26 protein-coding genes are annotated in these 26,836 nt (G+C 58.1%); 15 read left to right on the top strand and 11 right to left on the bottom strand.

Annotated elements, in window-relative coordinates:
• Window positions 1-12 precede the first annotated feature (12 nt).
• Window positions 13-399, bottom strand: a complete 387-nt coding sequence (locus ACWGS9_RS30825; RefSeq protein ID WP_454508789.1) for a hypothetical protein — start codon at window positions 397-399, stop codon at window positions 13-15.
• Here ACWGS9_RS30825 and ACWGS9_RS30820 point away from each other — a divergent pair.
• The 6 genes from ACWGS9_RS30820 (at window position 392) to ACWGS9_RS30795 (ending at window position 7,289) form a co-directional block, all read left to right on the top strand.
• Complete coding sequence (locus ACWGS9_RS30820; RefSeq protein WP_454508788.1) at window positions 392-802, top strand: transposase; 411 nt, start codon at window positions 392-394, stop codon at window positions 800-802. The two genes, ACWGS9_RS30825 and ACWGS9_RS30820, sit on opposite strands and share 8 nt — an antisense overlap.
• Window positions 803-1,456: 654 nt before the next feature.
• Window positions 1,457-2,140 carry an OmpW/AlkL family protein gene (locus ACWGS9_RS30815; protein WP_454508787.1) on the top strand — a complete coding sequence of 228 codons (684 nt, stop codon included), beginning with the start codon at window positions 1,457-1,459 and terminating at the stop codon, window positions 2,138-2,140.
• A gap of 1,263 nt (window positions 2,141-3,403) precedes the next feature.
• On the top strand, window positions 3,404-4,816 hold the full coding sequence (locus ACWGS9_RS30810) for a hypothetical protein (RefSeq protein ID WP_454508786.1): 1,413 nt from the start codon (window positions 3,404-3,406) through the stop codon (window positions 4,814-4,816).
• Entirely contained in the window at window positions 4,813-5,589 is a 777-nt protein-coding gene (locus ACWGS9_RS30805) for a class I SAM-dependent methyltransferase (RefSeq protein ID WP_454508785.1), read from the top strand. Before ACWGS9_RS30810 ends, ACWGS9_RS30805 begins: the two co-directional genes overlap by 4 nt.
• Before the next feature lie 147 nt (window positions 5,590-5,736).
• Entirely contained in the window at window positions 5,737-6,522 is a 786-nt protein-coding gene (locus ACWGS9_RS30800) for a class I SAM-dependent methyltransferase (RefSeq protein WP_454508784.1), read from the top strand.
• A 56-nt stretch (window positions 6,523-6,578) separates the two neighbouring features.
• Window positions 6,579-7,289 (top strand): GntR family transcriptional regulator, encoded by a 711-nt coding sequence (locus tag ACWGS9_RS30795; RefSeq protein ID WP_454508783.1) that lies wholly within the window; start codon window positions 6,579-6,581, stop codon window positions 7,287-7,289.
• Window positions 7,290-7,758: 469 nt separating this feature from the next.
• Here ACWGS9_RS30795 and ACWGS9_RS30790 read toward each other — a convergent pair whose 3' ends face one another.
• The 5 genes from ACWGS9_RS30790 to ACWGS9_RS30770 are packed head-to-tail and all read right to left on the bottom strand — an operon-like array spanning window position 7,759 to window position 13,612.
• Window positions 7,759-8,718 (bottom strand): sugar phosphate isomerase/epimerase family protein, encoded by a 960-nt coding sequence (locus ACWGS9_RS30790; RefSeq protein ID WP_454508782.1) that lies wholly within the window; start codon window positions 8,716-8,718, stop codon window positions 7,759-7,761.
• Window positions 8,715-9,488, bottom strand: a complete 774-nt coding sequence (locus tag ACWGS9_RS30785; RefSeq protein WP_454508781.1) for an ABC transporter permease — start codon at window positions 9,486-9,488, stop codon at window positions 8,715-8,717. The genes ACWGS9_RS30790 and ACWGS9_RS30785 overlap by 4 nt, the downstream gene beginning before the upstream one ends.
• On the bottom strand, window positions 9,485-11,062 hold the full coding sequence (locus ACWGS9_RS30780) for an ABC transporter ATP-binding protein (RefSeq protein ID WP_454508780.1): 1,578 nt from the start codon (window positions 11,060-11,062) through the stop codon (window positions 9,485-9,487). The genes ACWGS9_RS30785 and ACWGS9_RS30780 overlap by 4 nt, the downstream gene beginning before the upstream one ends.
• Entirely contained in the window at window positions 11,059-12,048 is a 990-nt protein-coding gene (locus ACWGS9_RS30775; RefSeq protein WP_454508779.1) for an ABC transporter permease, read from the bottom strand. The genes ACWGS9_RS30780 and ACWGS9_RS30775 overlap by 4 nt, the downstream gene beginning before the upstream one ends.
• Window positions 12,049-12,055: 7 nt before the next feature.
• Entirely contained in the window at window positions 12,056-13,612 is a 1,557-nt protein-coding gene (locus ACWGS9_RS30770) for an ABC transporter substrate-binding protein (RefSeq protein WP_454508778.1), read from the bottom strand.
• Between the two features lie 182 nt (window positions 13,613-13,794).
• Between ACWGS9_RS30770 and ACWGS9_RS30765 the strand changes: the two genes are divergently transcribed.
• The 9 genes from ACWGS9_RS30765 to phnL all read left to right on the top strand — a co-directional run bounded on the left by ACWGS9_RS30765 (window position 13,795) and on the right by phnL (window position 21,685).
• Window positions 13,795-14,487, top strand: coding sequence for a UTRA domain-containing protein (locus ACWGS9_RS30765; RefSeq protein WP_454508777.1), 693 nt, complete (start codon window positions 13,795-13,797; stop codon window positions 14,485-14,487).
• A 489-nt stretch (window positions 14,488-14,976) separates the two neighbouring features.
• On the top strand, window positions 14,977-15,849 hold the full coding sequence (locus ACWGS9_RS30760; RefSeq protein ID WP_454508776.1) for a DeoR/GlpR family DNA-binding transcription regulator: 873 nt from the start codon (window positions 14,977-14,979) through the stop codon (window positions 15,847-15,849).
• Window positions 15,846-16,988, top strand: coding sequence for an alpha-D-ribose 1-methylphosphonate 5-triphosphate diphosphatase (locus ACWGS9_RS30755; protein WP_454508775.1), 1,143 nt, complete (start codon window positions 15,846-15,848; stop codon window positions 16,986-16,988). Before ACWGS9_RS30760 ends, ACWGS9_RS30755 begins: the two co-directional genes overlap by 4 nt.
• Window positions 16,989-17,018: 30 nt before the next feature.
• Complete coding sequence (gene phnG, locus ACWGS9_RS30750) at window positions 17,019-17,504, top strand: phosphonate C-P lyase system protein PhnG (protein WP_454508774.1); 486 nt, start codon at window positions 17,019-17,021, stop codon at window positions 17,502-17,504.
• A complete protein-coding gene (gene phnH, locus ACWGS9_RS30745) occupies window positions 17,501-18,142 on the top strand; it encodes a phosphonate C-P lyase system protein PhnH (protein WP_454508773.1) in 642 nt (213 codons plus the stop codon). Before phnG ends, phnH begins: the two co-directional genes overlap by 4 nt.
• Window positions 18,143-19,264, top strand: a complete 1,122-nt coding sequence (locus ACWGS9_RS30740) for a carbon-phosphorus lyase complex subunit (protein WP_454508772.1) — start codon at window positions 18,143-18,145, stop codon at window positions 19,262-19,264.
• Complete coding sequence (locus tag ACWGS9_RS30735; RefSeq protein ID WP_454508771.1) at window positions 19,261-20,181, top strand: alpha-D-ribose 1-methylphosphonate 5-phosphate C-P-lyase PhnJ; 921 nt, start codon at window positions 19,261-19,263, stop codon at window positions 20,179-20,181. Before ACWGS9_RS30740 ends, ACWGS9_RS30735 begins: the two co-directional genes overlap by 4 nt.
• The gene (phnK, locus tag ACWGS9_RS30730; protein ID WP_454508770.1) at window positions 20,165-20,962 is read left to right on the top strand and encodes a phosphonate C-P lyase system protein PhnK; all 798 of its coding nucleotides are present in this window, start codon (window positions 20,165-20,167) and stop codon (window positions 20,960-20,962) included. Before ACWGS9_RS30735 ends, phnK begins: the two co-directional genes overlap by 17 nt.
• A gap of 18 nt (window positions 20,963-20,980) precedes the next feature.
• A complete protein-coding gene (phnL, locus tag ACWGS9_RS30725; protein ID WP_454508769.1) occupies window positions 20,981-21,685 on the top strand; it encodes a phosphonate C-P lyase system protein PhnL in 705 nt (234 codons plus the stop codon).
• Window positions 21,686-22,095: 410 nt separating this feature from the next.
• Here the strand turns inward: phnL and ACWGS9_RS30720 are convergent, their stop codons facing one another.
• The 5 genes from ACWGS9_RS30720 to ACWGS9_RS30700 form a co-directional block, all read right to left on the bottom strand.
• Window positions 22,096-22,728, bottom strand: coding sequence for a CDP-alcohol phosphatidyltransferase family protein (locus tag ACWGS9_RS30720; protein WP_454508768.1), 633 nt, complete (start codon window positions 22,726-22,728; stop codon window positions 22,096-22,098).
• A gap of 24 nt (window positions 22,729-22,752) precedes the next feature.
• Window positions 22,753-23,526: a phosphocholine cytidylyltransferase family protein gene (locus tag ACWGS9_RS30715; protein ID WP_454508767.1), complete on the bottom strand. Its 774-nt coding sequence runs from the start codon at window positions 23,524-23,526 to the stop codon at window positions 22,753-22,755.
• A gap of 38 nt (window positions 23,527-23,564) precedes the next feature.
• Complete coding sequence (locus tag ACWGS9_RS30710) at window positions 23,565-24,755, bottom strand: aminotransferase class I/II-fold pyridoxal phosphate-dependent enzyme (RefSeq protein ID WP_454508766.1); 1,191 nt, start codon at window positions 24,753-24,755, stop codon at window positions 23,565-23,567.
• Window positions 24,756-25,047: 292 nt separating this feature from the next.
• Window positions 25,048-25,569, bottom strand: coding sequence for an isocitrate lyase/phosphoenolpyruvate mutase family protein (locus ACWGS9_RS30705; RefSeq protein WP_454508765.1), 522 nt, complete (start codon window positions 25,567-25,569; stop codon window positions 25,048-25,050).
• Window positions 25,570-26,093: 524 nt separating this feature from the next.
• Window positions 26,094-26,480, bottom strand: a complete 387-nt coding sequence (locus ACWGS9_RS30700) for a S8/S53 family peptidase (RefSeq protein ID WP_454508764.1) — start codon at window positions 26,478-26,480, stop codon at window positions 26,094-26,096.
• Window positions 26,481-26,836: the final 356 nt, after the last annotated feature.

Below are 26,836 nucleotides of genomic sequence, written 5' to 3'. Positions count from 1 at the left end.
TCGATATCCACGTCATTTACTCGCCGTGGGGCAAACGATCGCTATCCCCCGAACGGCCTCAGCTCGACGCTTACGATTCTCCTGTTGCTTGCCAATGACATGGTGGAGATCGGGGATGATTGCGCCGAGCACTCGAAATCGCCAGAGATCGTGCTCGCGGTGTATAAGTATTGGAATGCGTCCCACCAGCAACAGCCGGGCGATTTCGGTTGCCGATGTCCAGGTACGGATGCCTCGTTCAGTTTCATTGTCGAGCAGGTTCTGGCCACGAAGAGCCGCATCGCGATATTCCTGGTAAAGGGGAGGGGAGTTCGCGCCCGTCGGCATCTCGGAGTTGATTTCGACTTTCTCCCTCGATCGTCTGAGCTTACCCGCCTTTCGGAATTGGCGCGTGCGCACTCGCGGTTATCATCGCGGCGATTGGCGACATCCGAGTTCAGCGAACCACAAAAGCTGGTTGAGCTACTTCGGCCTCAATCCGCGTGTGCCCCAATCCGGTCTTGGCCTGGCGCAGTACGGCCGGATCAGCAGGCACGGGCGCTCCCGTGCCCGCGCCATGGTGGTCGAGGCGGCCTGGGCGGCGGCGAAGGTGCCTGGACCGCTCAGGGGCTTCTTCCGACGCATCCGCAACAAGCGTGGCCATCAGGTCGCAGCCGTGGCGGTCGCGCGCAAGCTCGCGGTATTAATCTGGTATCTGGGTTCGCCCGGCGCTGTGGGCGGCAAAGCAGAGGCAGCTCGCTCTCAAGGCTGGCGCCCCGGGCGAGCGCGGTGTCGGTCGTCGCGGTTCGGCTTACGCCTATAACGTGATGGAGTTACGAAACAGCGAGAAAGCCGCGGCTGAGAATGTCGAGCGTGCCTACGAGCTGATGGTTCGGCATTGGCGGCCACGCCGGCCGAAGCGGCGCACGGACGCCACAAAGGAGGAACGACTGTAGCGACTGCGTGGCGACACTCTCATCCTCTCGTACCGCTCTTTGCCACGTGGTCGTCCGTGGCGGGAGAATGTAGCACAAGGAATGCGCCGGCACGACCCCCGCCTCGATCCCGCTCGAGACTGGCGCCGTGTTCGACGCCGTCAAGCCGTGGCCTGGAAATCTCGCAGCAGGCCGTGCCGCCATCGCCCCGGCCAGCCCTGACCGCGTCTCGACACGCTCGCACGGGAGGAGTTGCGCTCGGCCCCGCTCAGCCCCTGCCGCAGATTAGATGGCGATGTGACAGATCCAAGTCGCTACCGCCGTTGCGACGGCTGCCACGGAAAAGGGCTGCCGGTGCTATGGTTCCATTGTTGCCGAGATCGGTGATCTTATTACATTTTTATAAAGAAACATGTAACTTTTATTAAGAAGCGAGTCACCTCAATTAAGATCATCCCGGAATTGATCTGGATCAGTTGACAGTCTCATCGCAGCTGACATTGCTGCGACGCACCCAAATTTCGGGTTCTAAGGAGTGTATAATGAGAGACTGGAAAAGGCCGGGACACGGAATCATACTCGGCATTGCGCTTCTCGCGATCGGACTGCAGCAGGCGGCGGCAGCGGCTGTCGTGGACGTGACTCAGGACACGGTCCCTGTGGTCGAACCTAGCCCTTGGCAAGTTCGTCTGCGTGCACTGGGGGGAGTCACGTACGATAAGAATAACGTCGATGGAATTCGCGGCTCCGGCCTTTCCTATTCGCCTAGGGTGGTGATGCCGGAATTGGACGTTACCTACTACTTCTCGGAGGCTTTCGCCGCTGAACTCGCACTCGGCGCTGCCTACGTCCATGACGGCGAGAGACCGATCGCTGGGCTGGTCAACATAGGCAACACTTGGCTGCTGGCGCCTACCCTCACGCTACAATACCACTTCACCGATTTCGGCGCTTTCAAGCCCTATGTCGGAGCGGGCCTAAACTACACTTTCCTTTACAACCACAATACCGGCAGCGCCGACGCTCCCGACGTCAAAAACACGTCCGGCGGCGCTCTGCAGGTCGGATTCGACTACAGGCTGGATCAGCATTGGGGCATCAATTTCGACGTGAAGAAGCTGTTTCTCAAGCCGAAAATTGACGCAGTGGTCGGCGGAACGAACGTCACGAGCGAAGCTAAGCTCAATCCATGGCTGATCGGGACTGGTATAACCTACCGTTTCTGACACGTCATAACCAGGCGGCGCCGTAACCAGACGGCGCCGCCACCTCAATTCCGCAGGAGATTCCCAAGCGGAGAGCGGTATCGTGATCAATGTCCATAGCATCTCCAAAGTTGCCGGCCGGCGCTAAGGGTAGGCTGGGTGCTTGCAGAGCCGGATATCATCACAGGCTTGCACGGCTTAAATGCGACGGCGGCGGAAATCCCATTGGCAGTAATATTGTTTCGGGGTTGTTGCAATATGTGAATCTAGATGCACAAATTGCGCGCTTGCGTCAGCATTATTTCGCGAAGAAAGATACCCCCCCCCAGGTCTTACAGTGCAGTTCCATTCGCCATAAGAATTTAGGTATGTCTCGCAGTAAGTGCTGATTCTGACGCGTTCATTAATTTTGCGCGTCGCGTGCGCATTTTATACGTTGTCATATTGCCAAGGAAGGGGGATCACGTACGCCTACGTTGTTAGCCATCTCCCGATATCTCTAGTTGACCCGCAGGGCTGGCGCGATTGGCTAACTTGCATACTAAGTTCTAGATTTAGTCGTGGTCTAGCAGGCTATTGAAGAACTCATGCGCGTTCGGAAACGAAGCTAAATCGTCGCCATTGTGTAAGTTACAAGTGGCCTACGGCCTACCGCAGCGTGTTTCGCTAAACCTTGCCTTAGCCTCAGCGGCGCTCCCAAAAACCAACCCTCCACAACTGTCCGCGAATTACCGAAACGGTAAAAGCGGAATTCCACCGCGTTCCCTTGTCCGATGTTCATCGACGATGTCGGATAAGCGACAGGCAGGCTTGGCGTTATCTTGTTGTTCTAAAGAGACTATCTTATCTGGCACAGTACGTGCCTGGTTCTCGGGAGATGCGTGAGGAGAACCATTCTAATGACCACCTTCATCGCCGATGCTGTTGCCGCTTTAAGACTGGCCTATACGGCTCCGCCGAGTCGGCAGAAGGCCTGCATATCAGGTTCAGGCCGCCAGTTGTACGGGCCGGAACGGCCTTGTCGCAAATTGAGTGTCAAAACGCTTCGTGTCAGGGCGCTGCCATGTTCCTAAGGCACCATTTTTACGGCGCGCAGTTGTGTAGGTAGCCAGAGGGATGAGTACTCGCTCGGCGGTCACCGTCTGCCTTCCTCCAGCAAATCCGATGGGCCGCCAGAGCCCCGGTTGGATCTATCGATCGCTAGGCGTAGAACCGCTAATAAACTGTGCCGGCGTGCGGACGAGTTATGGAGGCTGCAATCCCTCGGAACGCGTGCTAAACGCTATGCGCGCAGCCGCTGAGGCCTTCGTCGACATTGAAGAACTAAACGAGTGCGTTGGGCAAGAATTGGCAAATCTCACCGGCGCGGAATGGGGATTTATCTCCGCCGGAAGCGCTGCCGGCGTTACACTAGCAGTCGCGGGCGCCATCGCTGGAACTGATCCTGAGAAGATGATCATGCTGCCGAACAACACCGGCAGAACGGTCATCGTTCCGCACGACAACAGAATCGCCTATGAGGTCGCCATCAGGGCCGCAGGGGCAGATATCAGTATAGCTACTTCTAGTGAAGAGATCGAGCAAATCGCAACAAGACGTAACGTCGCGGCCATCTTTCTCGTCAGGTCAGCGATTAGCGCCTCATCCATCGATTACGCAAGAATATGCGAGATAGGAAGGCGGCTTATAATACCGATAATTGTAGATGCAGGGGGCAGCGCGCCGCAATTCCCAGACCAGCTTATAGGCAATGGTGCCAGTATTTCTGTCTACTCAATCGGAAAATACTTTCGTGGTCCCCAGTCCACAGGGCTAGTGCTCGGATGTGAAGATCTCTGTCGTGCGGCGTACCGAAATGGCCCCCCATTCCAATCCTTGGGGCGCTCACTGAAGGTAGGAAAGGACGAAATCGTCGGCGCATATGTCGCGGTATATGACTGGGTCAAATCGAACCGGCGTCAGCAGTGGGCTGGCGAATGGCTTCAGCACCTGACGGTCATCGAGAAAGCGGTTAGAGAGGTGCCAGGCATCGAGGCCAAGATTGCTCCGACCGACGAGATATTTCACAATCCGCGCCTTCAGATTAGATTGAATAGAGACCTGATCCCAGTCACAGCATTCGAAATCGCGGAGCGGTTGCGGTCGGGTCGGCCTCCCATCATTCTGAACGACTATTCCCTTCGGGCGCAATCCTTCTTTATAGATCCTACGAACCTCGCTGTCGGAGAGTCAGAGACCGTTGCGAAGGCGCTGGTCGAAGTCATCACGAATTCGACGCGAACCACGAAAGATAACTTAGGAGCGCCTGTTCAAGACATCTCGGGTGAGTGGCTGTTGGACATAACGTTTTCTTCCAGTAGCGGCATCCATCGGCTCGAAATAGAAACGTTAGAGAACGAGGTTCGAGGCTTTCATTACGGCGAGCGCCACAATGGTGCGTGTTTTGGCACTATCGACGGTGAATGTATCGAATTGTGGTCGAGGTTCGCTGCAGAACCTATGGATCTTTACTACCACTTTACTGGACGTGTCAGTGGAGCTGAGTTAGCAGGTACCGTTCAGATGGGCGCGGCGACTCCGACTCACGCAGGGGGCGATATCTCTTCGGGTCTTTCATTTAAAAGACAATACGGAACGGCAGTTTGGAAAGCCGTTCGGATGAGCGGCACAGAGACAATGAAGGAAGGCCCCCTATGAGGATTCCAAAGGGATTTGGCGACTTCTCAGCTGTTGCTCAGAGATATCTCTTGCGCCCATGCTACTCCCCAAAGGTGATGTCTCATCTTATAAGCGATGTCCGACGTGACCGTCCCGATGCACTATTTGTTGATGTTGGCGCCGGGACAGGGACGGTAGCTTGGACCCTAGTGGAAAACGGTTTCTCAGGCTTCGCCGTCGAGCCAGATGCAGAGATGATCAAAGCGGGTCAACGAAGTGATGAGCGTTCCGGCTCACTCGAGTGGCTCAAGGAAACGGGCGAAAGTACGAGCCTTCCCCCCGAAAGCGTCGACTGGGTATTATACGGCTCCTCCTTTCATTGGATAGATTTCCGCAGCGCAATATCAGAAGCGCTTCGTATTCTTCGTCCAGGCGGATACGTGACAATCCTATACTTGTTAACAGACCTCGAACACGACCCCATTCACATCGAAATAGAGAATATCGTCCGAGAAACTGCTCCTGGGTTGACGCGCGCCCGCGCACCCATCATGACCTTAATGCCATCGCTGGAAGCAGCCCTTGCGGAATGCCAAGGCTTGGAACCGGCTATCCAGTTGCGCTCGTCCGAAAAGATTCCGATGACCGCGGAACTTTATGAAAACTACTGGAGAACATCGCACGATATCCCGAGCCAAATCGGAAAAGCCGCTTGGGAAGCTCTTCTTGACAGGATCCGTGCGACATACGCCCGGCACAACGCGCAGAGCGTCCGGTTCCAGACATTGGTGTGGCATAGTCGCAAGCTCTAGATTGCCCGCCTAGTCATCTCACAACAGCCTATGGATGCAGCTTCGAGAAGTCGTTGCGACAAAGTTCTGGAATCCGGTCGTCCATCGTATTTTCAACTATAGAGCGAACCTGCTAATCTTGAATGGCACACAAGAATCGATCTGGTCATGAAGGTAAAATACGACTATGGAGACTTCTCAACCGCAGCCCCGTACTATGCTGCGCGGGCCGAGTACAACAAAATCGTCTTGGATCTCCTGACGGCCCATGTAGGTGCATCGAAAGCCGATTTCACTGTTGCCGACATCGGCGCTGGAACTGGGAAGCTAACCATCGGCCTAGCATCTCGCCACTTGCGAGGGTTTGCGGTCGAGCCAGATGGCGAAATGGTTACTGAAGGGAAGCGGGTAATGACCGCTTGTGACGCGTTTGAATGGCGGCTCGGAACGGGAGAGGACACGTCACTGCCGGATCAGGCAGTGGATTGGGCGATTATTAGTAATGCGTTCCATTGGATGGATCCGCAGGCCACTTTACGTGAAATGCGCCGAATACTGCGGCCGAATGGCTTCATGTCGATCATCTATTGCCTTCCTGATCATCAAAACTGCGAAACACGTACCATGATAGAAAATCATATTTCTGCTACGTTCCCCGGACTTAAACGTGTCATGCCCGGCATACGTGATCTGATGGCGCGCCTCAAAGATGTCGTTCATCTTCCCGACACGTTCAGGGAGTGCTTGCAGATTCATCGTCAGCACGTCGTATTGAAAACTCCGGAGCGCTTTCTTTTGTCGTGGCGTGGGACGCACGACATCCCAAGTCAGATCGGCGCAGAAAGGTGGGAGGAACTGCTTTCCTGGATCGCGGGGCAGATTGGCGGCGCTGGAGAGCTCCGATTGCCGCATGAAACGACTAGTTGGACTGTTCAGCTCACGACTACGTGGTGAAGGCGACGTGAAAGGCTAAGGGCTCAAGGCGGCCATCAAGGCAGGCTCAGGAAAGCGTGGATAATAAGCAAGCAATTTGGCGAGTAATCGAAGGAATTCTCTCGAAGGAAATCCTCTCAGGCGCATTCGGCGGAGTTCTCCCAGCGGACACCGAAGTGGCTAAGCGCTTCGGCGTTAGCCGGTTAACTGCTCGCAAGGCGCTGGCCAGTTTGCAGAGTAAGGGGTTAATCCGAATTGTGCACGGAAAGGGAGCGTTTGTTGAGCAAGACGTCATTCAATATCGCATTCTGCAGAGAATGGTTCTCTCGCAGAACATTCTAGAGATTGACGGCCAACTGCGGCGGCAGCTGCTATGTCACAAAGTCGAGAACGCATCTCCGCAGATTGCTGATCGCTTGCGAATTCGCGAGGGGACCGGGGTGTTGGTCATTGATTTGCTCGGATTTGCGGACGACCGTCCTCTCGCAATTAGCCGAAGCTTCCTAGATGCTCAACGATACGGCGAGTTCATTGAAGCTATGGGAGAGCAGGCTGACGTTGAGCGTGCCCTTCTCGCCTATGGTATTAAAACGCTTATACCGACCACGATTACAGTATCAGCGCGGATGCCAACCTCTGATGAGGCTACTCTTTTAGACCAATCGATTGCACGACCGATAGTGCAGAAAGAAAGCGCCGACTTAGATGATGACAACGGGCCATTTCGGTACCACGTTGCCTGTTACGCAGCGGACCGAATAAGGTTTACTTTTGATGGCCGGGTGTAGACCATGCTGAACAGTTGGCGAATAGACGCGAGTGTATGTTTGGGCGGCCCTCGAAAGAAGTCGGTCTGATTCATGGATTGGCGACTATTTCTGGGGGCAGCAATATCTACGAATGTGGCAGAGGCGGACCTGGAGGTCTTACGGGTTAAGCGGGCACTGTGCGATCCAAGCGCCGGCTGTTCTTGAAGGGCTTTGCGCTACTCGGTTCACAATATCACCTGGCTGGCGGTGCGTTTTGGTAAAGTAGTGTCCGGAAACGAGGGGGCGGAAGGGTGGGCGCTCGGCCGCTTGCGCGGCGGCTTCTCGACCAGGTCCACCTGAAGACCGATTTCGATGGCCGCCCAATCGCCTTCGACCTCGACCTAACCGATGGCGGCAAGGGGTGACGCGCCCCACGTTCTCATCCTGCTTGGCCTCAAAGTCGATCTGGGAGGCGCTGTCTATGACTTACTAATTCGCTATTCAATCCCTATACGCCCTCATGGATTTTCAGTTCGGGGATATTGATGCGAGCGAATCCCGGAAGCTCAGTATTAACCCATTGCAGCGACTGTCGGAGAGCCCAACACTCAAATTCGACAACCATCGCCGGGTCCTTGGCGAGAAGATCGTCAATGCGAGTATATTCAGCAGGCTCCCGGAGCGGCCTGACAGGATGCTGGAAGAAGCCTTCTCCCAACTTGGCGCTACCGCGACAGTCTCGCATGGCAGCCTGATAGGACCAGGTATTTTCAAAGCAGATTCGGTCGACACCTAATTGCATGAGTTCTGATGTGATCTTGGCCACGGGAGCGTTCCCTGCGCCGATCGGCACGCCGAGCAGGCCACCTTCACCAGGGGCCAGAATTACGCAGTCCTTCAGGTGCGCTGAGCGTATCCAAGGGCGCATTAGCTCCAAGGATGTAAGGGGATCCTCATAAAAAAGCATCGAATTGACGTAGTCGAACAGGCCTTGTACCCATGGACTGTCGACCTGCTCCAGGATCTCTGCGACGTCGCTCGCCGCGATATCCTCGTGGTTTTCAAGGAGCAGTGGTATGCGGGCGCGCTCGGCCGCAGGGGCGGCTTGGGCGAGATTCGTCTTGGCTTCTTCGACGCGAAGTCGCCTGTCAGAAGTTCCCTTCGTGTAGGTGCGCAAGAAACCCGCGCCAAGTTCTTGGGCTATGCCGAGCCATCGCTTGATATGCGCGGGCTCGGTACCCGCGGTTTCGATATCGATCAGCATCCCGCGCTTCTCGAGATAAGCACGAAGCTTCCGAAGATGCGCAGGCTCGATTCCAGATATTTCGATATAAGGCTCAAAGCATGAGACGTTCAGACCGTCGAATCCTAGGTCTGCGGCAAGGTCGACAAGCGAGAACACGTCGAAGCCCGGCTTGTGACGGTACTGGTAACGAAGGCCGTAGGAATGCAGGAATAGTTTTGTCATGATCTCGAGAAGTCCAGTTGGCGGGACGCATCGGAGGCTGCGATGAGCGCGAGCAGTGAGGCGGTAAGAATGAAGGCCCCGGGAATGAGCGGTGCAGTCGAATTGAGCAAAAGGCCTGTCGCGTTCAACTTGATCAGCGTTCCCCAGTCGGTGGTCGGGGGCTGGACTCCAATACCGAGGAGACTCAGCGCGCTTAGAAACATCAGGCAGGCAACGAAACGGTTGACAAGTTCGACGGCCGTGTAGAGTCGGATATTTGGCCAGATGTCTCGCGTGACGAGATAGGCGAAGCCTTCGCCTCTTATGCGAGAGAGCTCGACGAATGGCTCGGCGAAGACTTGGATCACCGGGGCCTTCAGCGAGCGATAGGCTCGCGTGAACTCGACTACGGTGATGATGAGGATGAGGCTCGATGTGGTCGACCCGAACGCAGCGATGAGCACGAATGCAATGATGAGACTGGGGATGGAATTGAGCGCGTCCATACCACGGGCGAGGACCGTTCCGGGAACCGCCGGCAGGGCACTGGACAGGACCGCGCAGGTCAGGCCGCTCGCCAACGACAGCAGTGTCGCTGCTGCGCAGATGAACATCGTCACGCTGCCTGCTCGAAGGACCTCGAACAGCAAGTCACGCCCGAGATAGTCGGTTCCCAAGAGATGGGCTGGCGAAGGACTTTCGAACAGTCCGCCGCTGGAATATGCATCCGCCGATGAACCGATGAAGATCGGCGCGATCATGAAGAATAGGATGAAGCCGATGAATATCACAGCACGCATTGGCGGGATTCACTCTCACTGTGAAATCTATCCCAGGGCCTATCCTGGCGAGATCCGAAGCACTCTTGGTTGGTTCGGACGGGGTGTACGACCTGGCCGTCACGCAGCTCGAGAACATCGCTTGTGAGGCGCGCGACGATCTCTGGCTGATGCGAAACGAGCAGCATGGCGACGTTTCTGCTCGCCCTTTGGCTGTCAAGAACCTCTGCGACAACCTGCGCATTTGCCGGATCGAGTGACGCGGTAACCTCATCGAGCAGAAGAAGTGCCGGATTGCTGGCCAGCGCCAGTGCTATGCCCAGCCGTTGACATTCTCCGCCCGACAGCTCCGCGCTCCCTTTGTGACGGTAGTCGGCGAGCAAGAGGACTTGTTCGAGCACCTCCACGACGGCGTCGATGGAATGATCGCGCCCGGCCTGACGAAGCCTTCTGCGAATGAGATAATCGGCGCTGAGAGCGGGGTTCAGATGCAGCTTGACCGATTGTGGCACATATTCCAGCCGACGCTTTTGCTCGACCGTTCGACGGGAGTAATGCAACGGCATCCGTTCACCATCGAGTTCAATGGTTCCTTTGGCGTCGCCATGCTGCCCAAGCATACTGCGCAGGACCGTCGTCTTACCGGCACCAGAGGGACCAACAATCCCGAGGCAGGCTCCGGGCCGTACCTGAAAAGCCACATTCCGAAGAAGTGACCGGCCGCTCGGCGCTTTGACGCAGAGGCCGTCGACTGACAATCGCGGTCGCTCAGTTGGGAGAGGTTCCGATTTCTTCAGCGGGAGGAGCGCCACGGCGGGACGCGCCGCTGGAGTGACCGTTTTGGGCGGCCCGTTGGAGACGTGGCCGCTCAGGTCAATGGCCTGATCTGAAGACTCAGCGAAAAATGGCAGTTCGTGCGAGATAACAAGCGCTGCAGCACCGATTTCCTCAACGCGAGCCTTGATGGCCCGCATGACGGCTGCCTTGAGATCGGGGTGCAGGGCTGTGGTCGGCTCGTCGAGGATTATCAGTCGCGGCTTCGCACAGAACACTGTCGAGATCAAAATACGCTGCAATTGCCCGCCGCTATACTGGTGCGAATAGCGATCCCCATGAAATCCGGGAATTTCCAATCGTTGAAATGCCGCCTCGAGAAGCGCGCGGCGCTCGGCGCGCTTTTGCGCAGTGTCCCCACCAAACTCGGAGATCTGACTGACGACATTACGCGAGGCGACGAGGGCCGTTGCGGAGGACTGCGGAACATAGAGTATGTCGCGCCCCCAAAGGGCCTGCTTCTGCCGCTGTTGCATTTGCAACAAGGGACGTGTCCCCAATAGGACCTCTCCGCTCAGGATCTGAACATTGGGTCTCATCCATCCCATGAGGGCGAGGCAAAGGCTGGTTTTGCCGACCCCGGACGGTCCGATCATTGTCGACAGCGTGCCGGGTTTCAGCGCCAAAGATAGTTTCTCGATGCGCCGTGCACCGGTCGCCGAGTTGGAAATGACGGCCGAGAGGTCTTTGACTTGGAAGACATTCGTCCCCGCATCTCCCGACTGCTGTCGTTCGGAGTTGACGGTTGTCATAGGGCGCCTCTTTTGCTGATCCGCCCGGCAATCAGGTCCGACAGGGAATAAATGCCGACATAGATGGCAGTGATGAACACTGCGCAGAACTGCAGGACCGGGATGTCCCGCCAAACAACCGAGGACACCGCCAACTCTCCAATGCCGGAAATACCGAAGACCACTTCAATCACCAGCACCCCGGTGAGCAGGTAGGCGCAGTAGATGAGCAGAAGATTGATGATCGAAGGGAGGATCGCCGGAACTGCATAGCGCAGTGCAATCCAGCGGCGGCTGAACCCGCGCAGACGCGCAAATTCGAAATAGTCTTTCTTTTCCTCCATCATCAGCAGCGACAACAGCATGCGGCCGACATAGGCAATCATGCCAATCCCCAGACACGCGCTCGGCAGAATGAGCACGCGGATATGGGCGGCCAGCGACTGATCCGGCGCCAAGCGAGAGACGGCCGGCAGCAGATGAAGCTGAACCGCGAAGACGTAGATGAAAATATAGGCGATGAGAAACTCCGGTGCGCAGAGCACGATTTGCATCAAGAGTTGCAAGAAGCGTCGGACTTGCGCTGGCGCGAGGAACGAAACCACGCCGGCGGCCAAGGAGAGCGGGAACCAGCAAAGGGCGGCACCCGCGAGCATCAGCGTGTTGGCAAGCCGGGGCTCAACGACATGCCAGACCGGTAGGCGGCTGGTAAATGACTGGCCAAATTCTCCTTGGACGAAGTGCAGCAGCCAGATGACGAAGCGCTCCAGCAAGGGGCGATCGAGCCCAAGGCTGTGGCGTAGATGGGCGCCGAGTTCGGGCGTGTAATCCTGGCCGAGCAACTCCGTTACGAAGTCCCCCGGAATGAGTGCCGTTCCGAAGAAAATTAAAGCGGCAGCAGCCAAGAGAATGGCCAACCTTATCGACAGCTCAAGAGCAAGCGAATGGAGGTTTGCCAACGGCGACCGCCGCTCATGTTGTTCGTATGTGAGGGAATGATCGGACATTGCGCAATCAGGCACTCTGATCAAGCCACAGGTCAGCCATGGCTGATCCGGTCAGCGAGCCAAGTGGCGACGGCGCCGCACCTTTGACTTTGTTGGAGACGGCATCGAGTTGGTCAAAGAAGAGCGGGATGCCGGCACCGCCGTCGTTATGGATCGCCTCCTGGATCGCCCAGTACAGATCGCGGCGCCGGTCGATATCGGAGGTTGCCACAGCCTCGTCCATCATTGCGTCTACGTTGGGCCGGCTCCAGTGGGTTTCGTTCCATTTCGCGCCCGAGCGGTAGGCGACGCGCAGCATAAGGTCGGGCGTGAAGCGCGTGCCCCAGCCGCTCACCATGAGCGGCTGCTTCAGCCACACATTGTCCCAATAGCCGGTGACCGGATCGCGTTTCGGCTCGAGCGAAATGCCCGCTTGGCGCGAGCCGTCGGCGTAGATTTGTGCGAGATCGACCGCAACGCCGGGCGTCACTGCGTCGGAGGCATGAAGTACCTGGCTTGGGAAGCTCAGGCCCGCTTTCTGCAGGATCGATTTTGCGCGATCCGGATCATAAGCCCGGACCGGCAACTCGGTATGGTAGAAAGAGGTGAAGGGCGGAATCGGGTGGTCATTGCCGATCTGCGCGTGACCGGCGCAGAGGCGATCGCGCAATTGCTGTCGGTCGAACAGATATTTCATCGCTTCGCGAACTTCAGGCCGGTCAAATGGCGCCGTGTCAGTCCGCATGGCAACGACATTGTGCACGCCGCTCGGGGAGGAGACGACCTGGAAGCCCGGTGTCTCCGTAATGCGCTTTGCGATTGTGAAATTGATCGCCTGCACAGCGTCCACATCGCCGGCGAGAAGGGCTGATACGCGCGCAACAGCGTCCTGGTTTCCCTGGAACGCCACCTCGTCCAGGTAAGGTTTGCCGTTCTGCCAGTAGTTTTGATAGCGGCGATAAACATTCACACTGGCGGGGTTCAACCCATCTGCCACAAAAGGACCGGTGCCCACTGGCTTGTCAAAAGTATCGAAGCCTTCTGGGAAAATGTAGAACCGATCCTGCGCCAGCAACAGCGGAAAGTCTGCATCGGGGCGCGACAGCGTGAACCGCAGCGTGTAAGGGTCGTCCTCGACAATATCCGTGATGTGTTCAAGAAGAACGCGCAGCGGCGATTGCGAAGCCGGATCGCGAAGACGGTTCAGACTGAAGATGACATCCTTCGCCGTCAGGCTCTTGCCGTTGTGAAACTCGACACCGCGACGTAGTTTGAACACCCAGCCATCGACCTTGTTGTTGACCGGTTCCCAGTTCTCAGCAAGCATCGGGATGGGGTTGAGGCTACTGTCGACGCCCACCAGTCTTTCTCCGACCGTCGCGTAGGCAAAGTAAACGCTCCAAGAGGCGACTTTGGTGGGATCGAGCAGTGAAGACGATGCAGTCTCCTGCAACATGATTTTTAGACGACCGCCCTTGAGAGGGGTGGGGTTTGTTTGCGCCAGTCCTGGGCGGCTCATCGCCGCAATAACGGAGGCGCCGAGCGAGATGTTGAACATGCGTCGGGAAATGGGATTATCGAGCATTGCCGAATCCAATGTTTGAGGAGACTTTGCATGCGTGCGTCCAGCCAAGGTGATCTGCTCAGTTGGCGGAGCGATTGACGACTCGTATATACGAGTTTCCGTGACAGAAGCATGACGTAAGGTTAGTGTTTATGAGCTCACACCCGTCCGGGACGTCAGGACAACCTCGTTGGAAGACGATCGTGGAGACCTTGCATCGCGAGATTCTCGAAGGCGAGTTCGATGGGGAGGGACGGTTGCCTGCGGACACGAAAGTAGCTGAACGGTTTGGTGTCAGCCGCATGACCTCTCGCAAGGCGCTCGCAATCCTTCAGAATAAAGGCCTCATCAGGATAGAGCATGGCCGCGGAGCATTTATCGAAAGCGATTTGCTCGAATATCGCATGGCCTCGCGGGTGACATTTCCTCAGAATGTACGGGCCAACAACCAACTGCCAAGCCGAAGGCTGGTCCACGCCGAGAATAGACCGGCCGACGCGTGGATATGTTCGTGTCTGGAGTTCCCTCCCAAAACAACCGTCCTGGCCGTTTGGCTTGTGGGGGAAAGCAATGGTCGACCGGTGGCATTCAGCACCAACTTCTTGGAATTGCCCAGGTTCTCGGGCTTCGTGGAAGCGATGGGCCCGGAGGCGGATGTCGAATCCGCCATGGAGAAATTTGGATTCGCTTCCTTGTGGCCCGGCACAGCCAAAGTCATCGCGCGGATGCCGACGGAAGAGGAAGCCAAACTGCTCGATCAATCCATCTCAAGACCGGTCGTCGAGAAAAAAGCCGTCGAAGTGGACGAAAACGGCAGGCCGGTGTGGTGCCATGTGACCTGCTATGCCGCTGATCGGATCCAGTTTGTCTTCGAAGGCGCCGAGCCAGGCTATTAGGCTTGCATTCTTGGCGCTTTACAAAGACTTCGAGCGTGATTTGGCGAACCGTCTCATGTGTGAGGTTGCGGGTGTCGCCTTCGGGATATGTGATTTCACTGCTTCGTTCAGCTAAATCATACATGGGAGAACGGGCGAAGGCGAAAGGTAAATTTTCCGAAGCAGATCGCCCTCGAAGACTTGTCCGGCCACACCTTAGTTGCGCGCGAGATGAAGTTGGCGAGCGGTGATCCGCACCCACATCAGGTCAATCAATCAACGAATTCATAGACGGGACGATGTCCAAGCCGCCGAATTTTAAGACGCGGCGATTACGATCAGTTTCGATCCAAGGTCCGCCAACCGGCTCCGAGTTGTTTTGCTCGCATCCGTACCCTTCACTACCGGACGATCTCACATTAGCGGTCAAAATCTCCCATTAGTCATCGTGATGTCACATAAGAAGGGTTATGAAGCGCGGGTCGACATCAGATACGGAGAAGTCCAGCCATGGGCGTCCGCAGCAATCAGACATCACCGGCAAAAGGCGGAGCTCATCTCGGCGCTGCCCGCCAGCAGAGCATCCTCGACCTGATTAACCAGGGCGAGGTTGTGTCGGTCGGAGAGTTCGCCACGCGGTTCGCCGTGTCGGCTGAAACAATCCGCCGCGACATCCGTGCACTGGAAGAAGCCGGTCATTTGCGGCGTGTCCACGGCGGCGCGGCGCCGAAGCGCACGTTCGACCTGACCGCCCGGCGCCCGGTGGTCGAGCGGTTGGAAGTCGATCGCGAATGCAAGCTTCTTGCCGCCAAGGCCGCCATGGTTCTCTTCGAAAACGACATGAATGTCTTTCTTGGAGCAAGTTCAACCATGCTGCTGGTTGCGGAGGAACTGGCGCGAAGCGACAAGCGACTGACCATAACAACCAACATGATCGATATCGCCACGATCACTGCCGCCTCGGGCCGATGCGCGGTCACCCTGCTTGGTGGAATTGTCAATCCCCGAACGCACGCGGTCGGTGGCCATGAGGTTCTGAAGGGCCTTGAGGACCGGCTATTCGACCTCACCGTTATGGGGGCCAGCGCAGTAAGCCCCGTTCACGGCATTCTTGGGCCAACGAAGTACCACAATGTCCTCGTGACGAGGCTGGCCAGCCGGTCCCATCAGACAGCCTTCGTCATGGACAGCGCCAAGTTCGGCCGCCGAGATGCATATGTGGCGCTTCCTCTTAGCCAGGTTGACTTTGTCGCCACCGACAATCTTCCATTGGAAGACATCGCTGCCGCCTTCGAAGAAGCCGACGTCACCGTTCTAACTCCCGAAGACCATCAACCAAATCCGACACAGCAGGCTCAGCAGATAGAAACTGACAACCAATGAGCTTGCAACTTGTCAACGCCAGGATCGTTCAGAACGATCGCATAATCGAGGAAAGCCTCCAAATCAATGACGGCATTGTCTCGTCGATCGGAGTTTCGCCAGCTGGCAAAGCCGACGTCCGCGATTGCCAGGGCGATTTCCTCCTGCCGGGTCTGATCGACCTGCACACGGACAATGCCGAGCATCATATGCAGCCCCGCCCGGGCGTACAGTGGCCATCGCCGCTCGCTGCCATACTGGCCCATGACAGCCAGATGCTGGGTAGCGGCATTACGACAGTGCTGGATGCACTGGCGCTCGGTGACTATGACAGCGGCGGCGCGCGCACCGCCATGCTCCATGAGGCGATTTCCGGTTTGAACCAGGCACGCGCCGCGGGCCTTCTGAAGGCCGATCACTATTTCCATTTCCGCTGCGAGCTCTCCGATCCAGCTCTTCTGTCCATCGTTAATCGACACATCGACAATCCCAGTCTCAGACTTGTCAGTATGATGGACCATACGCCCGGCCAGCGTCAGTGGCACAACCTGACGCTCTATCGCGAATTCCGGCGCAAGAAGAATGCCAAAGTCTGGTCCGAGGACGAGTTCAAACTCTACATCGCCGAGCGCCGGGACCATCAGCGGCGCCATGTCCCGCCGGGTCGCGCGACGATAGGAAGCCTGTGCCGGGAGCGCCATATCCGTGTTGCCAGCCATGACGACACCACCGTGGCCGATGTCGAGGCATCGCATGCCGACGGCATCACGATCAGCGAGTTCCCGACGACCGCCGAAGCGGCAAAGCGCGCGCGTGAACTGGGGATGAGGATCCTGATGGGCTCGCCGAATATCATCCTCGGCGGTTCGCATTCCGGCAATGTCAGCGCGATGGCGCTTGCCGACTTGGGATTGCTCGACGCGCTCACCTCCGACTACGTGCCCAGCAGCCTGTTACATGCGGCTTTTGCTATGGCTGCCAAGGGTTTCGACCTTCCCGAGGCTGTCGCGATGGTGACGAAGAACCCGGCCGATCTCCTCGGCTTTGCCGATCGTGGCCACATTGCCCCGGGGCTGCGAGCCGATCTCGTACGCGTAAGCCTGGTCAAGGGCGTGCCGGTTATTCGGAACGTCTGGGTCGCTGGGCGACAATGCCTTTGAGGAAGCGCCTGGGGCGCCGATGGAACGACAATGATAACATCGAAATCTGACACCGGTGTGCACCACGGGGATGCCGCGCAGCGCGCCGATTGGCTCGGCATTCTTTCCCGTAGCCATGCGGGCGAACTGGAGGCTCTAGCGGCCGATGCCGTCACCGGCATAACGTTCGAATGGCTTCGTCAGCCCCATGTGGGTCTGGTGATGGTGCGCGGCCGGGCCGGCGGGACCGGGCAGGTCTTCAATCTCGGCGAGATGACAGTGGCGCGCGCTTCGGTCCGGCTTGCAGATGGTACGGTTGGCCACGGCTATGTCCAAGGCCGCGACAAGCGCCAGGCCCAACTTGCGGCGATTGTCGATGCATTGCTGCAGCAACCCGATCGGCACGAACAGATCATGGAGAACGTGATCGAACCGCTGCGGCAGAGTGAACGGACACGCCGGATGGAGAAGCGTCGCAAGACAGCGTCCACGAAAGTGGAATTCTTCACCATGGTTCGAGGGGAGAACCCGGCATGACACTGCAATCCATTACCCCCGTGGCCTCGGGTGGCGCTTCGATGACGCCGGGGTTTGCCGATCTGGTCTTCGACGCGCAGGCCGTCTTCCGGATGGCGCTTCTGGCAACCGCCTATCCCGGGCGGGCCATTCCGCTTGACCGCACCTTGGCGCCGCCGCCGCCGCTTTCTCCCGCGACAGCGGCACTCTGTCTGACGCTGATGGATTTCGAGACGCGCGTCTGGCTTGACCGACAGATAGCCTCCGGTGAAGTGCCGAATTGGCTGCGCTTCCACTGTGGACTGCCGTTGATCGACGAGACCAGCCTGGCCCATTTCGCCGTCGTCACCGACGCGCTCAACCTGCCGCACCTGTCCGAGTTCCGTCCTGGCGACGTCGAATATCCCGACCGCTCCACCACGCTGATCCTTCAGGTCAAGTCGTTCACGGACGGGCCGGCTACAACGTGGTCCGGTCCGGGCATCAAGGAAAGCGCGGCCGTCGCCATCGATGGGCTACCATCGTGGTTCTGGTCTGATTGGGAGCTCAACAGCGAGCCTTATCCGCGCGGCATCGACGTGATCTTCACCTGCCGGAATACCCTGATGGGCATGCCGCGCACGATCAAAGTAAGCATAGATGGCAAAGTGGAGGCTTAAATGGCTTACGTAGCCGTTAAGGGTGGGGAACAGGCGATCCTTAACAGCCATAAACTGATCGCCGAAACGCGCCGGGGCAATCTGGATCTTGCCGAACTGACTCTCGCCCAGATCAGCGAGCAGTTCGCACTCGCCGTCGACCGGGTGATGACGGAAGGATCAATCTACGACCGGGAACTCGCAGCACTTGCGCTCAAGCAAGCACAGGGCGATGCCATAGAAGCGATCTTTCTGCTCCGCGCCTATCGGACCACGTTGCCGCGGATTGCCGTGTCGGAACCGATTGAGACGGCTAAGATGACCATCCGCCGGCGCATCTCGGCGACCTTTAAGGACATTCCAGGCGGCCAGGTCCTCGGCCCGACGTATGACTACACCCATCGCCTGCTCGATTTCGCGCTTGCTGCGGAAGGTCTCGAACGACCGAAGGCGGAACTTGCTCCCGAAGCACTGGATGAGGCTGTACCTCGCGTCATCGATCTTCTCAACAATGAAGGCCTGATTGAGGAGGAGATCGACGAGAACGACGGCGAGGTCTTCGACCTTACCCGCGAGCCGATGTGTTTTCCGGCCGGCCGCGACCAGCGTTTGCAGAACCTCGTGCGCGGTGACGAGGGGTTCGTGCTCGGGCTTGCCTACTCGACGGCCCGCGGTTACGGCGGCGCCCATCCCTTCGTCGGCGAATTGCGGCTCGGGGAGGCGGAGGTTGAGATCGTCCCGGAAGAGCTCGGTTTCCCGATCGCCATCGCCGAGGTCACCGCGACCGAATGCCAGGTGATCAACCAGTTTCGCGGCGCTGCCGATAAGCCACCGCAGTTCACACGCGGATACGGGCTGACTTTTGGCCACAATGAACGAAAGGCCATGGCGATGGCACTGGTGGACCGGGCAATGCGCGCTTCAGAACTCGGCGAGAATGTGCGGTATCCTGCCCAGGACACGGAATTCGTGCTCTCCCACACCGACAACGTCGAAGCGAACGGCTTCGTGACGCATTTTAAACTGCCCCATTACGTCGACTTCCAGGCGGAACTGCAACTGGTGAGGCAAATGCGAGCCGAGCACGAGGAACGTCGTCGCAAGGCCACCGGCTCGAAACAGTCGACGGAGGCCGCGGAATGAGCGCGAAATCACAGGTGCATAAGGGGGACGGATATAATTTCGGCTATCTGGACGAACAGACGAAGCGGATGATCCGTCGCTCGCTATTGAAGGCACTCTCCATCCCCGGTTACCAGGTACCGTTCGGCGGCCGCGAAATGCCGCTTGCCTATGGCTGGGGCACCGGCGGCATCCAGGTGACCGCGAGCGTCATCGGTCCCGGCGACGTCCTGAAGGTGATCGACCAAGGCGCCGATGACACCACCAATGCCGTCTCCATTCGTCGTTTCTTTCAGACCGTCACCGATGTCGCCGTAACAGAATGCACTGGGGAGGCAACGATCATTCAGACCCGCCACCGCGTGCCGGAAACGCCGCTGAAGGAAGGCCAACTGCTTGTCTATCAAGTGCCGCAGCCCGAACCGTTGAAGAAGATCGAGCCGCGCGAGACCGAGACCCGCAAAATGCACGCCTATACCGAATATGGCGCCATGCAGGTGACGCTCTACGAGGATGTCGCCCGTTTTGGCCGCATCGCCAAGACTTACGACTATCCCGCCATGGTCAATGGCAGGCACCTGATGTCGCCATCGCCGATCCCGAAGTTCGACAATCCGAAGATGGAAGACAATCCGGCCATCCAGCTGTTCGGCGCCGGCCGGGAAAAACGCATCTATGCCGTGCCGCCCTACACATCCGTCAGAAGCCTCGACTTCGACGACCATCCCTTCGATGTGCAGACTTGGAAAGGCTCGTGCGCGCTCTGTGGTTCGACGATGAGTTATCTCGACGAGGTGATAACCGACGACCACGGCTCTCGCATGTTCGTCTGCTCGGACACCGACTTTTGCTGCAGCCGCCAGGCCGAGGCGGCCACCGCAAAGTCAGCGATCGGCAAGGTTCAGGACGAGGAGCATGACAGTGAACGCGCTTCGTAAGCCGGCTCGCCAACCGCCGCTGCTCGAAGTCGCGGGGCTGTCCAAGTCCTATGGGATTCAGATTGGTTGCCGCGACATTTCCTTCGCAATCCGGCCGGGGGAAGTGCTCGGTATCGTGGGTGAGAGCGGCTCCGGCAAATCCACGCTGCTTGCCTGCCTGTCCGGAAGATTGCCGCCCGATACCGGCACGATCACCTATGATGTGAAGGATCGCGGGCCGGTCGACATTCTGGCACTCTCCGAACCCGAACGCAGACGGCTTGCCCGCACAGATTGGGGCATCGTCCACCAGAACCCGCGCGACGGCCTGCGGCTGGATGTTTCAGCCGGCGGCAACATCGGTGAGCGGCCGATGGCGCTCGGCGCCCGCCACTACAGCAACATTCGTGCCGAAGCACAAGATTGGCTCAAAAAGGTAGAGATCGACTTGTCCCGTACCGACGACAAGCCGCGCACTTTCTCCGGCGGCATGCAACAGCGCTTGCAGATCGCCCGCAATCTCGTCACCCGTCCGCGGCTCGTCTTCATGGACGAGCCAACCGGCGGTCTCGATGTCTCGGTTCAGGCTCGCCTCCTCGACCTTCTGCGCGGCCTTGTGCGCGAACTCGGCATAGCCGCGATCATCGTCACCCATGATCTGGCGGTCGTGCGCCTGCTTGCCGATCGGCTGATGGTTATGAAGCGTGGCCGTGTCATCGAGGAGGGCCTCACAGACCAAGTGCTGGACGATCCTCATCACCCCTACACACAGCTGCTCGTCTCCTCCATTTTGCAGGTTTGAGACTGCAAGGACATCCTCATGACAATTCCTTTGCATGTCAAAGGCCTTACCAAGACCTTCACCCTCCACACGCAGGGAGGTATCGTCCTGCCGGTCTTCGACAATATCGAACTGACGGTCAAGTCTGGCGAATGCCTCTGTCTGCACGGACCGTCCGGTGCCGGCAAATCGACGCTGCTGCGCTCGCTTTATGCCAACTACAAGCCGGAGGCCGGACAGATCCTGGTGGAGCACCTTGGCGAAACTATCGATCTTATGGCGGCGGAGCCATGGGAGGTCGTTGAGATCCGCCGCAGCACTATCGGCTATGTCAGTCAGTTCCTTCGTGTCATTCCGCGCGTCGCTGCCCTCGAGGTCGTCGCCGTATCGGCAATCGCCAATGGCATGCCGGCCCACCAAGCCGAAGCATCCGCCAAAAACCTGCTTACTCGGCTGCGCATCCCCGAACGCCTTTGGTCGCTGGCACCGGCCACCTTCTCCGGCGGCGAGCAGCAGCGCGTCAATATTGCAAGGGGCTTCATCGTCGACTATCCGATCCTCCTTCTCGATGAACCAACTGCCTCGCTCGACTCCGCCAATCGACAGACCGTTGTTGAACTAATCCGCGAGGCCAAGGCGCGGGGCACAGGCATTGTTGGTATCTTCCATGATGAGGAGGTGCGCAACGCTGTTGCCGACCGCTTTTTTGACGTTGGCAAAACTCCTCGATGTGTCGTCGTATAAAACCGAACAAACGTCGCACCACTGGTTGAATGACCAGCTTGGCCGCAGTACGTCTCTAAGAGGAGGTTGGCACGGCCTCACAGCACAAGCTTTTCAATACGAGAATCCGCGCTCACGAAAGAAGCGAGGTTCGCCCGTGTCGCGACTGTGGCCGCAAGGACGCTTCGTTGACGTTGAAGAAAGATCCCGGTCGACTGGCTGCGCACGAACATCGGTACCGGATAACGACGAGCCGCTTCGCTTCGGACGTTGGTTAGTTGAGAGCTCTAAACAGGATGCATAATTCTCGTTTTGTCTTGAATTATGAATCCTTTCGCGGACCTCACGCTGGCAATCAGGCGTTGGCTCTGAAAAGCTTCGCACTAAAGGCGTCGCTGAAGCGACTTGAAAGGCACGAGCGTAGCGCAGTGTCAAAATAGAGGGTCGATGCGGGCGTCGATAGCCTCCCGATGAACGAGGATGGCCGACGCGGTCACGGTGAAGAGCGTGATCGCCAGATACATGGCCCTGTTCGGCGATGGCACGCGAATCATTGCCACATGAGCGATGCTCAACAGAGCGAAGACGATGTTCACGGCCGGCAGGAACGCTCCCGAGGACATGAACGGCTGGATGAGGACCAAGGCGGCCATCAAAGGAATGTCGTATGACAGCGGCACGCCGAAAAACCGCCCGTCCTCTGACTTTCCGAAGTTCGCGAAATAGCTCAGGCGAATGGCACCGGCCAGCAGCAACGCCGTGGAGACGAAAAAAGAGACGATCGACGCACCATTCAGTTGAATGAGAATAATCGCGGGAAGGACGGCGCCGAAGATGATGTCGCCGAACCCGTCAAGGCTCTTACCCATTTTTGCCATTTCGGGCGGACGGTTTCGGGTCCTCCTCGCGACCACTCCATCCAGGTGGTCGGCGAGAACGGCCCACAGGGCGGCGCCGACCGCCAGCTCGATGTGCCCCGCCAACGCGAAATAGAGAGCAATCGAGGAGCACAGTAGTCCAACCGTAGTGATGGCATTGGCGAGATCGGCGAGGTACCGTAGCATCTTCCAGTCTCCCATTCTTCGTCTTCAGCAGACGATGTCCTTCATGAACATGGCTTCGGCGGAACGCAGGTCTGCCTCGTTGTCGATCTCGTACCATTTGAGGCCGTCGCACCTGGCAGCCGCGATCTGCAGTCCTTTCTGCCGCACGAGGTTCGACAGGAGTTCTTCGGTATAGGATTTGATGGCGCCGGTGCCGATGACTGCGTTGAGATACGGAACGATCGTCTCGCGCAGATCTCCCCCAGAAAAGCGGATCAGGTTCATCATTTTGAAGAGAGGCGGCGAACCATCTGTAAGGTTCGCTGCTGTCTGCTTCATCCGCACTTCGGCGATGTAGCCGTTGTCCCTCAGGACGACGGCGGAACCTTCCATTGCCGGGCTGAACGGCGCGACGGCCGCGACATTCTCCGCATCGCCCAGTGTCAGGTAGCGAAGCGCCTCCGGTTCGAAGAACACGTCGCCTTCGATCAGATAGGTGTCCCCGGCCAAAAGCGCATCGCGCGCCAGCCACAGCGAGTACGCGCTCCCCGTCCGATCGAAGACATCGGACTCGACATAATCGATATCGAGTTCCCCGAAGCGCCGGCCGCAGGAATACTGGATCGCGCCTTTTCGATAGCCGACTACGATCGTTACCTCCCGCACGCCGACTGCCTCGAGGTTCTGCAATGTATTGTGCAGGATGGGCATGGCATTGACTTCAACCAGCGGCTTCGGCCGCAAATCGGTAAGCGGACGCAGCCGCGACCCCAACCCGGCGGCAAGAATGACCGCCTTTCTCGGAGCGGTTGCAGTCATGTGTCTAAACCTCTCTAGTGTGTGCTGCGACGACGCCTTCAGTTCCAGGCGTTAAGGACGCGGACCGCTCGTTCGAGGCCCGCCTCGAGTAGCTCCGGCGGAATTCCATATGAGAACCGGAGCCCTATGGGATCGCCGAATGCAGTGCCCGACACGCCGGCCACGCCGGCCTGCGCTAGGAGCGCGGACACGATGTGGTCGGCCGTTCTGGCAGGACCGTTGTCAGGTGTCGGTCGCAAAAGGCCGGATAGATCGAGGTAGAAATAAAACCCACCCTGTGCCTCAAGTATCGGTACGCGCTGCAGTTGGGAGAGGGCAGCAAGCCCCGCTTGCCGCGCCGCCGTCAGCTGCGCCCTGAGCCGGGCTTCAAAGGTGCCGTCTCCCTCAAGGAGGTGGTGCAGGACAGCGTGCTGGGCTATGATATTCGGATTCGATGTCGTGTGCGACTGCAGCGCCCTGACAGCCAAGATCAGTTCCTTCGGCGCCGCGAGATAGCCGATGCGCCAGCCGGTGAGGGCCAGGCTCTTGGAAAAGGAATTGACGATCACCGTCCGGCCCCGAACCTCCGGCGCCAGAGACACGACCGGATGATGCCGATGACCATCATAGGTGAAGGGCTCGTAGCATTCATCGAAGATGATCCAGAGGTCCCGCTCCACCGCCAACCGACCGATGCCCATAAGGGTCTCTGCGTCATAGACGGCACCGGTGGGGTTGCCGGGCGTGTTGACGACGATGGCCCGGGTCAGCGGCGTGATGACCCGTTGGATATCTTCGATCCGTGGGACATAGCCGTGTTCTCGCGTGTCGATATAGACCGGCGTGCCGCCGGCGATCTTGACCTGCGCGGGGAATGTCGTCCAGTAGGGCGAGGGAATGATGACCTGGTCGCCGGGATTGATCAGCGTCATGGCCGCGTTGAAGAGAGCCTGCTTGGCGCCACTCGTCACAGCAATCTCTTCGGCCCGCCAGAGCTGCCCGGTCTCGACCGATACCTTCCGCGCCAGCGCTTCGCGCAACTCCATTGCGCCGATGGTGTCGGTGTAGCGGTTCAGGCCTTGTCGAATGGCCTCCAGCGCTCCGTCCCGGATAGTCGGTGCCAGATCGCTCCAGATCTCGCCAGCTGTGAGATCAACAATCTCCATCCCGGCATCGGCGGCCGCCTTCGCTGCTGCGCGGGCAGCCGCGGTTCCTGACGATTTGAACAAGGTTGTCCGTTGCGCCAACATACGCGTCTCCATCCATCTTTTTTTCGATAGAGCCGCTTGCCGCGACTATCTTTGGCCGTTCGCTGTCCGCGAAAGGCATTTATCTTCCGCCGCTGGCTGAGAGCGCGCCGTAGTTCATCAACTCGAACAGGTCATCGAGCGTTGCGATTTCGTCTTCCATACCGGTGACGCTCTCTTCCTGGATAATGCGGACGCACACCTGACGTATCCCCGAGATCGCGGCGCGCAACAGATGACCATGGACATACTGACCGCCCGGTGGTCGGCCACGGGCGTGCCGGGGTCATGGCGACTAGACGTGCATTGTTGAAATTGCCAAAGCCACTGTCTCCGCCGACAAGTACGGAAGGACCTGGGTCCAGCTTGGCTCATTGGCATCGCGGTAGCCGAGCGGCGAGGCGATCGAAAGACCGGACGACCAAAGTGCCTTGAAGCCCGCCCGCTCGGCCATAGCGGCCGAAACACCCTCATGTGCTCCCATTAGAAATGCCAGATCATTGAAAGAATGAGCGCGCGAAGGGTCGTTGATGATATCGTCACCGGCAAGACTTGAGCGCCATCGGAAACGAAATCCCCCTTGTTCATTGTCATGCCTCCTTACAGAAAACACCGGTGGATCGCCATGGCGAGTGGCGTAGGCTTTGGGCCTCAGCGGGCGATGAGGATCTTCTCGGCGAAGTCGACTTGGGCTGCGAGCGTACTTTTGGGAGGTCGTGGACTTGCTGATGGCCCTCTTTCCATGGAATGCGATTTGACGCAGATGGAACATTTCGTTTTCTTCCTTCGTTTTAGGCATCGCGGCTGCCCGCGCCATCAATGCCGGTCGGAAGTTTAGCCGCCATTCAACGAGGAACAAAACTCGTGCCAATTTGGCTGATCGAGAGGATGATAAACTTTCTGAATACTTTTCAGCTAATTAGCCGAAGAAAAAAGAACCGGCGAGACACAGCTATGTCACAGACCCGACAAAGCCGACAGACGGTGCGAATCTGGAGGTACTATATTTCATCCTGGGGAAAAGCTAAAGGAAATGGCGAACCGCAGGTTGATCGAGCCGATGCCTACGAGGCCAGTCAGATACCTGGCCGCGCCGATTTGACCTCAGACACCGTTACGACGATATGGATCGCGCTTGGTGGGGCTTCTATGATATTGTCGACGACGGCGACGTTTGACAGCCACATGGCGCGGCAGCAGCACAGAGTGCCTGCAACACCTTTGGATGCAGCTTCTACCGCGATGCTGTCGAAGCCAGCCCTGGCTGCGAATGCTACGAGGCGATTTCTTGCGGCGCGCACCGCCTCGCAGCAATTTCAGATCGGCGATCGACCCACTCTTTTATCTGATCGAAACGGGCGCCAGCGCCCTTGAGAGGCTGGCCTCGCCGCGGCCGTAAGTCGCCGGATTATAGTTGACGAGCGTGTCGGTCCTGGCCGTGTCCAGTAACTGATGTTTGATCTGGATCGGTGTTGCTGTTGTGAATTTGCTGCCAAGGATGGCGGCATAGCCCGCAACCACAGGCGCCGCGTAAGATGTTCCCTGTAGGCCGGTGTTGTCATCTTGAACACCCACAGTCAGGAACTGGTTCTGCAGCTCCGGATTCGAGCCGGGGTAATTCAAATAGGAGTCCAGCTCAGCCTTGTTGTCGGGCGTGCCATTGTGGTCAAGCGCACCGACAAAAATTGTTGATGGCGCTCCCTCTAGATTGACAGCTAGGAAATCCACAACCCCTTCCCTTGCGGTGCACCAAGTTGGTAAAATGGCGCCAGTCCTTGGCGTAGGCGTTGCGCGTGGTTTCGGAGCTGGCGGCTTTGGCGCAGCCCTTCGCTGTTCGACTTGTCGGAATGACCGTGCAGAAGTCGGTGCCGGCGCCAAGCGGCCGAGCGGGATGGCGCTGAAACTCATGTCTGTGGTCAAGAGGCAGGGGCTGGCGGCGCTCGTCCTAGACTAGTGTGATCTTGTAAGCGGCAAGCGTCGAAAGCTGCCCAACCGACCAGGGCAGACCTTGATTTGGATCAAGGTGACTTTGGCGCCTACTGGGGCAGAATTGCCCTTCTCTTTGACCACGGGCGTCGCGATGG

The organism is Mesorhizobium sp. Arg314 (assembly GCF_053714275.1).
This window is presented reverse-complemented; position numbering and strand designations above follow the sequence as displayed.